General features: G+C 36.2%; 10 protein-coding genes and 3 pseudogenes. 12 read left to right on the forward strand and 1 reads right to left on the reverse strand.

Annotated elements, in window-relative coordinates:
• The 5 genes and pseudogenes from DYY66_RS04315 to DYY66_RS04330 form a co-directional block, all read left to right on the forward strand.
• On the forward strand, window positions 1–179 hold a 179-nt coding region (locus DYY66_RS04315), incomplete at its 5' end, for a gas vesicle protein (RefSeq protein ID WP_166286519.1).
• Window positions 172–292, forward strand: a pseudogene (locus DYY66_RS16005) (gas vesicle synthesis GvpLGvpF); the annotation flags it as partial. The gene DYY66_RS04315 and the pseudogene DYY66_RS16005, both read left to right, overlap by 8 nt.
• A 1-nt stretch (window position 293) precedes the next feature.
• Window positions 294–975, forward strand: a pseudogene (locus tag DYY66_RS16010) (GvpL/GvpF family gas vesicle protein); the annotation flags it as partial.
• Between the two features lie 37 nt (window positions 976–1,012).
• Entirely contained in the window at window positions 1,013–1,201 is a 189-nt protein-coding gene (locus DYY66_RS04325; RefSeq protein ID WP_255496072.1) for a hypothetical protein, read from the forward strand.
• Entirely contained in the window at window positions 1,198–2,316 is a 1,119-nt protein-coding gene (locus DYY66_RS04330) for a sensor histidine kinase KdpD (RefSeq protein WP_166286525.1), read from the forward strand. The genes DYY66_RS04325 and DYY66_RS04330 overlap by 4 nt, the downstream gene beginning before the upstream one ends.
• Window positions 2,317–4,465: 2,149 nt before the next feature.
• On the opposite strand, the pseudogene DYY66_RS16015 reads toward DYY66_RS04330, so the two are convergent.
• Window positions 4,466–5,079: pseudogene (locus DYY66_RS16015) on the reverse strand (spherulation-specific family 4 protein); the annotation flags it as partial.
• Between the two features lie 193 nt (window positions 5,080–5,272).
• Here DYY66_RS16015 and DYY66_RS04345 point away from each other — a divergent pair.
• From DYY66_RS04345 to DYY66_RS04380, 7 genes are all read left to right on the forward strand, one after another.
• A complete protein-coding gene (locus tag DYY66_RS04345; RefSeq protein WP_166286531.1) occupies window positions 5,273–5,551 on the forward strand; it encodes a DUF4364 family protein in 279 nt (92 codons plus the stop codon).
• Window positions 5,552–5,736: 185 nt separating this feature from the next.
• The gene (locus DYY66_RS04350) at window positions 5,737–5,976 is read left to right on the forward strand and encodes a PepSY domain-containing protein (protein WP_166286533.1); all 240 of its coding nucleotides are present in this window, start codon (window positions 5,737–5,739) and stop codon (window positions 5,974–5,976) included.
• 411 nt (window positions 5,977–6,387) lie between these two features.
• The gene (locus DYY66_RS04355) at window positions 6,388–6,657 is read left to right on the forward strand and encodes an FxLYD domain-containing protein (protein WP_166286535.1); all 270 of its coding nucleotides are present in this window, start codon (window positions 6,388–6,390) and stop codon (window positions 6,655–6,657) included.
• A gap of 209 nt (window positions 6,658–6,866) precedes the next feature.
• Window positions 6,867–7,077 (forward strand): winged helix-turn-helix domain-containing protein (locus DYY66_RS16020; RefSeq protein WP_394352571.1); only part of this gene is annotated, 211 nt, incomplete at its 3' end.
• Between the two features lie 7 nt (window positions 7,078–7,084).
• The gene (locus DYY66_RS16025; RefSeq protein WP_394352572.1) at window positions 7,085–7,321 is read left to right on the forward strand and encodes a winged helix-turn-helix domain-containing protein; all 237 of its coding nucleotides are present in this window, start codon (window positions 7,085–7,087) and stop codon (window positions 7,319–7,321) included.
• 831 nt (window positions 7,322–8,152) lie between these two features.
• Window positions 8,153–8,356, forward strand: a complete 204-nt coding sequence (locus DYY66_RS04375; RefSeq protein ID WP_166286541.1) for a hypothetical protein — start codon at window positions 8,153–8,155, stop codon at window positions 8,354–8,356.
• A 273-nt stretch (window positions 8,357–8,629) separates the two neighbouring features.
• Complete coding sequence (locus DYY66_RS04380; protein WP_166286543.1) at window positions 8,630–8,863, forward strand: hypothetical protein; 234 nt, start codon at window positions 8,630–8,632, stop codon at window positions 8,861–8,863.
• The last annotated feature ends 24 nt before the right edge of the window (window positions 8,864–8,887 follow it).

Here is an 8,887-nt window from a genome sequence, read left to right on the forward strand (position 1 = left end):
ATTCTGATCAAAACAACAGATTCGATTTACTTGACAGCCTTCTAGCAAAGGGTGTAGTCATAGGTGGAAGTGTAACTGTTTCTGTTGCAGACATTGACCTCATAACACTTGATCTTCTTGCCACACTTTCCGCAGTTTCTGGCACAGGCCACAAAACTAGGAAAAAGAAAAATGGTTGACGGAAAGTATCTTTACTGTGTCAGAGAAGGATCTAAAAATCAGCGCTTCAGTGATATGGGATTATTTGGAAAACAGGCATATACAATTGCCTACAAAGACATTAGTGCAGTAGNTCGCTTCAGTGATGTTGGATTATTTGGAAAGCAGGCATATACAATTGCCTACAAAGACATTAGTGCAGTAGTAAGCAGCATACCATTCAAAGAGATGCAGCCAGATGTCGAAAACCTCACGGCTCATCAAAGAGTAGTAGAAGAATCAAGATCACTTGGTACAACCTTGCCAGTCAGATTTGGAATAATATTCAAGACAGATGATGGTGTAAAAAAAATGCTAATCAAGTCATACTCTGACCTAAAATCCAAAGTCACAAAGCTCAAAGACAAGGACGAGTTTGGCTTGAAAGTAATGGTGGATAAATCCGATCTTAAAAAAATCTCTCTAGTCCAACATGACAGTGTAGAGATAGAGAAGATAAAAAAAGAAATGTCATCAGCAGGTGAAGGAACAGCATATTTTCTTAAAATGAAGATGGATGAGGCAATCAAGAATCAAACATATAAAAAAATAGACCAAATAAGTGGACAAATTCATAGTGAACTTACAAAGGCTTCAGAAGCTGGATGCTTGTTAAAATCAGAATTTGATCAAATAGTTCTAAATGCATCATACTTGGTAGATCGCGATCAGACTGTTAAATTTCATCAAAAATTAGACAGTCTCAAGAAAAAGTATGAGAGTACTGGTTTTATTTTTCACCTTAGCGGACCGTGGGCCCCATATTCATTTTGTTGAGGTAATAGATGTGATAATAACAGGTTTTATCTTGAAATTGACGCTGGAATCAATTCTAAATGAATGTAACAGGATGGCTGCAGAACAGCAATCAAAAGATCAAATTCGGTGGTTAAAATCAAGATTACTCAACCTTAGGCTAGAATATGAAAAGGGAATAATCGATGAAGAAACATTCAACAAAATGCAGGTCGACATTCTAAAGGATTTGAAAGACAAGGCATGACAAATACAATAGCTGATGAAACAGACAGGGCAATACTTCATGCCATTCAAGTAAAAGCCATTCAAAAGCACATAAGAGAACAAGTTGAAAAAATAAAGGGAGATGCCTTTGCAGCTCGTGAAGAAACAGTACAGCAAAGAGCAGAAAAAATAGAACAAGTTAGAGAAAAATTGACTCAGACAACTCTTGACATACAGCAAAAGCATGCAATGATAAAAAAAAGATTAAACCAAGAGGCAGTGTTCAGAGAAGCAAACATTAGAGTAAACAGAGGTCTTGAGGCACTTGAAAAATTCATTCAAGTTTTAAGAGATAGTCAGATGGAAGACGAGATGCTCAACAAAGCAATTCGAGATCCAATAATATCAAGCTCGATAAAATCAGAGGCAATGAAAGTTATAACATCAGAGTTCTTCAAATCTATTCAAAAACAGCTTGTAATGCAAACAGAGTTTATCAACATAGCAGCTCATGAATTGCGTACTCCCATCATGCCAATACTTGTAAACATAGAGATGTTAGAAGAGCAACTAGGAAAAGACAACCCAGAAATTAAAATCATAGCAAGAAATGCAAAAAGACTTCAGCGCCTAACTGAAAACATACTGAGTGTCACTAGGCTGGAAAGCAAATCATTTACGCTAAAGACCGAGGTCTTTGATCTAAATGATGTAATTTCAACAGTGATAAGAGACGAATCAATACAGCTAAGCAATGATGATGTAGAAATAATACATCAAACAGAGACGGAAGAGATGCCAGTAGATGCAGACAGGGACAGAATTTCACAGGTTGTCTACAATTTGTTACACAATGCAATCAAGTTCACAGAAATGGGAAAGATAGTCATTTCTTCAAAATATACAAAAGACTCTGTAGAGGTCAGTGTAAGTGATAGCGGAAAAGGTATAGACCCACAAATAGTTTCAATCCTATTTTCCAAGTTTGTAACAAAATCAGACAAGGGAACTGGGCTTGGCCTCTACATATGCAAGGGAATTATTGAGGCCCATGGAGGCAGAATATGGGCAGAAAATATGCCAGAAAAACAACATGGTGCCAAGTTTTCATTTTCATTACCAATACAACACAAGACTAAATCTCAAGAGAATTAGTATGACGAACTAGTTTGACATGCCAGAAGATGTCTGATTCTGGAATATNTGCCAAGTTTTCCTTTTCATTACCAATACAACACAAGGCGGCACTCAAGAGCACAGTTTAACTGACTAGTATACAATACACCATCTTTGTACACAAGACAAACAGATTTCACCTATTGCGAGATTTGTTTAAGACACACTAGTTTGACATGCCAGAAGATGTTTGGTTCTGGAATATAGCAAAACTTGTCTTGGTTCCATCGATTACGATATTTGATTGTCCCCACTCTATGTTATTTTGTGCGTCTATTGCTTTGATTGTATAGTCACCCACTTTGAGGTTTGAGAAATTTGCTTCTCCGCGATAATTAGCTTTAGACTGGCCAATGGCATTTCCATTATTGTCAAATAGATATACAACAAAATTTCCTTTGGCAGTTGGTGCTGTGCTTGATTGTCCATTATAGATCTTTACTGTAAAAAGATCTTCTACTTTTTCAGGCCATGGTGTAATTATTTTCAGGTTCTGCGAAGTTCCAGGGTGCAAAGAGATAGGCAAGAAAGAATACGAAAGGTGCGGGCTAATGTGTACATCTACAACAAAATAATTGCTGTCTATGANAGCAGGCCACGGTGTAATTATTTTCATGTTCTGCGAAGTTCCAGGGTGCAGAGAGATAGGCGAATAAGAATACGAAAGGTGTGGACTAATGTGTACATCTACAACAAAATAATTGCTGTCTATGATAGTAGGCTCTAGCCAAAAACGCAATGTGTTTCCACTTGAATCAGTAAGACTTGAAGCCCACGTTTTATTATCTTGTGATAGTACACTTACAGTGGCATTAGAGATTGGTGTGTATCCATCATTATAGAAAATCCTAGGCTGCAATCCCCCAGGCAGCGGTAGATTGAGAGTTAATGTCTGAGGAGTTTTCTGAAGATCAACGTATCCCACACTAGAGTACATTCCATTTGCATAAGCTTCGATTTTGTATCTATGATTTACTGGCAAAGATGTGATATTAAACGGATTTCCTGAAAGGGATTCTATGTCCCTATAGACAGTTTGGTTTGCATCCTGGTAAACCTTCAAAGCCATTGTTGACGAGTATGCCCTATCACCTCCAACATATGCCAAGGTAACTGTAATGGAGCTCGTATCTTGTGTGCTTGGTGATACATGAGGTGTGCAATTACAGCTCAGAGTGTGAGACGATGGCATGGCAGACAAGCCAGTAGGGTTTTTTGATGTACCATGACTTGACAGATCAGTGACAGCATTTTTTGATACTGCCTTGTCTACTACTACAGCATAAGATTTGAAGGCCTTGCTGACATTTACCAAGATCTGAAATGATTGGCTATCATATGCTCCTACATTCCACATTGTACCAAGTCCAGTACCTATCAGATGACTAGAGTTATCATACAGATTCAACCTTGGAAATACCGCTACGTAAGGAATGCCGCCGTTAGTATACTGACCAGTTGCTAGCACAGAGTATGGCCCACGTGTAATGTGAACATGACTAAATCCAACAGGACTTGGACTGGAACCATAGTATGCACTCAAGGTGATATTTTTGTTTGGCACAATTATTTTTGTGCCATTTATTGTTCCATCATCCCAATGATCAAATGTATAATTCTGAAAGTTAGACATTGTTACAGTGTAACTATTTCCTGAAACAACAGGAGAGGAAAATGGAGTAAACCCAGAGATGTTATTCTTATCAGACCCAATCTCAGTCCAAAGACCATTGATTGGAACGCCGTTATCAGAATATGATTTTACCGTTATAAACACAGACGAGGTTTTGTTATTTTGTTTGCTATCATTTTCAATCATACCCATCAAACCATCAAAATATTTTGGCAGAGTACTGAAAGGATTTGGAAGTGTAGAGTTTGTCACATACATGTATTGTACATGTTTTGCAATATTTTCCACATAGGTTTTGTTTAGATCATTGACACCATATGAGACAATTGAAAAGTTATTTCTAGTGAAGTTTGTGTGCCAGCCTCCAAGCGACGATACTAGTGGAAGACCCGGATTGTCATACAACACCATATTATCTACAGTGCCAATGTAACTAGGTAATGTATCCGTTCCTGGATTGCCAACAGTATAGTTAAGCCCTTGCGATTTTGTATNTTGTCATACAATACCATATTATCTACAGTACCAATGTAGCTAGGCAATGTATCTGTACCGGGATTGCCAACAGTATAGTTAAGCCCTTGTGATTTTGTGTAATTGCTTAGATCTGCATAGAATTTTTCATTACCGGATACATTTGACATCCCATCAAAGAATATACCATTTACATCGTACCAGTTCTTGTAATCATTAACATAATTTTTAATTGTGGAATCATCGACTTTATGCGTATAAACATAACCCAATACTATGATTCCTGTAGACTGGAGTTTTTTTATCCCAGTAGCATAGTTTGGATCGCGTACTCCCGGACCGCTATCAGGATTAATTATTGCAACAACTGGAACAGAAGGATGTGAATTTTTTTCTTTTACCAGATCATCCCATACTTGTCCGGGGTAGCTATAAAGAGGAACTATTATCCCAGTAGAAGACACCAAGGCTGTTGCGTTTTGTGGTTGTTCTAAAACAATGCCACATGCCATTCCAATAGTCACAATCAAGAGAAATGATAGTATGTACTTACAAGGATGAGTTGGACCGGCGAAGATTGTACGTTTCCAAAAACTTACACGATCTCCGATAGGAATTATTGTATGTACGTCCATATTTTACACTCCAACAGACTACAAAGCCCACTTTTTATGTCACTACAGGTAAAAACTACTAGAAAAATATCACATAATACATGCAATCTAAAAGATTGAAAAATTCCTCCGCATATACCTGACACAAACATGTAACAATCTTCTAGAACATTTTTACAATGTGCTTTTATAATTTGTTTTGAGTAACAACTTCATGAAGAATCGTAGTAGGACAGAGATAATCTCAATGATTCTAGATTCAGTAAGTTCTGGTGCCACAAAAACAAAGATAATGAACAAGGCGTATTTGTCATATGCACAGCTAAAAGACTACCTGAATTTTATGGAAAAAAATGAACTGGTCAAATATGAAGACGGAACTCAGGTATACAGAATAACTGAGAAAGGAATAAAATTAATGCATCTGTGCGAAGAAGTCGGCGATATGATAACACCAACAAACGGTTATTCATTTGCAAAGATATCCATCTAAAATTATTCTCCCACTTATTTTCTCACAAGCTATGTTATTTCATCCGGTACAACATATTGTTTGCAATATTTACAACAACAAACTAGATTTTCACAAACAGGATAGATCTTAGTTACGATTTTTATAGAAGTAACTCGCTTAATGGTTAAATTTGATACTGCGTACTGTACAGAGGGAGAAAATATTTGAAAAAACCATCAAGGTTAACTGATTCTCAATCAGATGAAATAAAAATAGACAATAATAAAGCGATTGCAATAGCAAGAAAGTTTCTTGAACAATATCATTCATCAATAATATTCAAGTCAGCAGACAGTGATGGCAACGTCTGGATGATATCTATGGAGGTAGGATTACTGGATGGGGACATAATTACAGTTGCAGTAGATGCAAAAACCGGAAAGATACTTGGGTATTCACATTAATTACAATACATTTTACGATAACATTGTTTCCTAGTCCTCATTGAGAATAACAAAAAAGAACCAAATTAGAACAAATTTACATAAAAAACATTGAGGACGTTTTACGCAAACTCAGATAACATTTGTGACATATAAAATAGCGTTGAATCTATGTTGTGATGTTTGTTGGGAGGATATTGAGGAGATTGACATCGACACTGATTTTAGTTCCGATGGTGAAATCGTGTGTTTCAAGTGCCAGTCTAGCTCAGGAGGCATGTAGACCTTACGATTAGGTTTGCCATAGAGTCTCAAAGTATCAAACATGTCATACAGTCACATTTTTTTTCTATAATTTCCATTTTTTTCATCATATTTTTGCTGTACATTACATCTTTCTTAGAGGCCCATGGAGATTTGAGGACAACAGTTTTGCCAACATTTAGTTTTAGTAATATGACATGTACAGAAGGAGTTGGCAATGTGTTATTGACAGGGCAGTTTAACAATAATGATACGTTTTACAGTGTTATTTTTTTAAAAATGCTCATACAAGATAAAAATGGAAATGACCTTGCGACGGGTTATGGAAACATATCAGACATCAAGCCACATGAATCAAAGATCTTTCATGCAATAACCAGATTTAGCGGTAGTTTTTCTTCATGTACCGTTCAAGTTGACAATGTAATACCAAAATAAATAGACGCTGAAAACAATACCTCTTAACACCACATTTTCGTTTTTTAAAGGATCTAGAGTATTGGTTCTACACATTTGGTGGACAAATAATGTGATAATTACAGCCTTACACGTGACTAGTCACAGTCAGTGATGCGTCGTAAAACTAGAAGACAAATACATGTTAGTTATACGAATTATTTTAATAAAAAAATCCGGGACTGTCAATATTGAAGAATCGTAGCGAATTGAACACTATAAGGAGAATACTAGAATCGGCAAGACATGGTGCAACCAAATCACGAATAATGCATGATACCTATCTTTCTTCTGAAAAGACAAGCGCCTACCTAAAAATATTGCAAGATAACAAGCTACTAAGATGCGATATTGGCAACAATCTATACCATACCACAGAGAAAGGATTTCAAATACTTGACGNAGAATAATGCATGATGCCTATCTTTCTTCTGAAAAGACAAGTGCATACTTGAAAATATTGCAAGAGGGCAATCTATTAAGATGCGATGTTGGTAACAACCTATACCATACCACGGAGAAAGGATTTCAAATACTTGATGAGTCTAATGAACTAAATGAATTTCTCTACAAGGTAGATCCCGTATTCTCAGACATTGACTCACTAGGAGAACTTTCTGATCATTTTAGAGGAATGAGAGAGTAATACAATATCATAGTGATAGTTTACCACAACATGGAATCAAGATACAACAAATTTGAAAAATCAAAAACAAGAGTCTAGAAGAATTTTGCATGGCAACTTAAATAAATTAACATCATATGAAAAACGTGCCAGATACGGTACCAGTAAATGTGCAGCTGTCATCAGATATAATCTGGAAGATATGGGCTAGAGGAGAAATTTTTGCAGGCAATGACCCAGTTTTTTGGCGAAGAGACGTCTGTGGTGCGTGGATCTTTCGCAGCCACTACAATAGAAAAGACTCGGAATACGGATGGGTAATTGACCGTATAAATCCAACATTAGAAGGAGATGTAGATACCATTTCAAATCTACAGCCCGTACATTGGGAAAACACAATACGCAAAGCAGATGGTTCCACAGAATGTCGTATAACTTCAGACGGTGTTTATAATGGCAAACCAACTAAAAATGAACCAATTACAGAGCTCCNCATAAATCCAACATTAGAAGGCGATGCAGATACCATTTCAAATCTACGTCCCGTACATTGGGAAAACACAATACGCAAAGCAGATGGTTCCACAGAATGTCGTATAACTTCAGACGGTGTTTATAATGGCAAACCAACTAAAAATGAACCAATTACAGAGCTCCAAAATATTCATCATATAAACTTCTAAACTATACATAGTGAAAATATTTCAGAATTATAATAATCAACTAATTTTCTGAATTGATTTTACTGATAATTGGTACAGAGATGATGCACCTAATAGTTAAATCATGTAGATCACATTTGCAGATGTGCAGGAATACTTAGACGATATAGACAGAAGTGATTTTTTAGCAATGAGTACGGACATAAAAATACGTAATGCAATCCAAGTAGCAAGAAAATTTTTGGAGCAGTACAATTCACCAGTTGTATTCAAGTCAGCCAGTCTCACCGATGACATGTGTAAGATTGTCATGGATGTTGGTTTAACACATGAAAAAATTGTCCAGGTAATGATTAACACCATTACTGGTACAATAGCAGAGTATACACAGTAGATTACAGACTTTATCATATATTCACATAAAAGTTGATTTTTTCTAGCTATGTTTTTTGGACCGTACATATGATCACCTAGAAGATTAACACTGTGAATTTATGAGTAAAGCTAATTTACCAATATTTTTTTTAGAAAACATNGATAGTAGAGTATACACAGTAGGATTACAGATTTTATTTTTTTACGTATTCACGTAAAAGTTGATTTTTTTCCAGTATGCTATTTTTTGGACCGTACACATGATCACCTAGAACATTATTGCTAGGAATTTATGAGTAAAGCTAATGTACCAATATTTTTTGTAGAAAACATGTCAGTTTTTGCCAAAGGTGAACGAGTCCGCATAATAGAATCAGAAAAAAATTCTGACAAAGTATACATCATAAAAGGCATCAAAAGATACAGAAAGGGCGGAGTACTGTACCTGTTGAAGATGCTTGATGAGAACCCCATTTTGCGCCTCTATTACGAGAACAGCAAGTCACTTCTTGAGCGAATTTGTTAGAATCGCTAATTCTACAGCATGTAG

The sequence above is a fragment of the Candidatus Nitrosotalea sp. FS genome (assembly GCF_011319475.1).
Taxonomy (GTDB): Archaea; Thermoproteota; Nitrososphaeria; order Nitrososphaerales; family Nitrosopumilaceae; genus Nitrosotalea.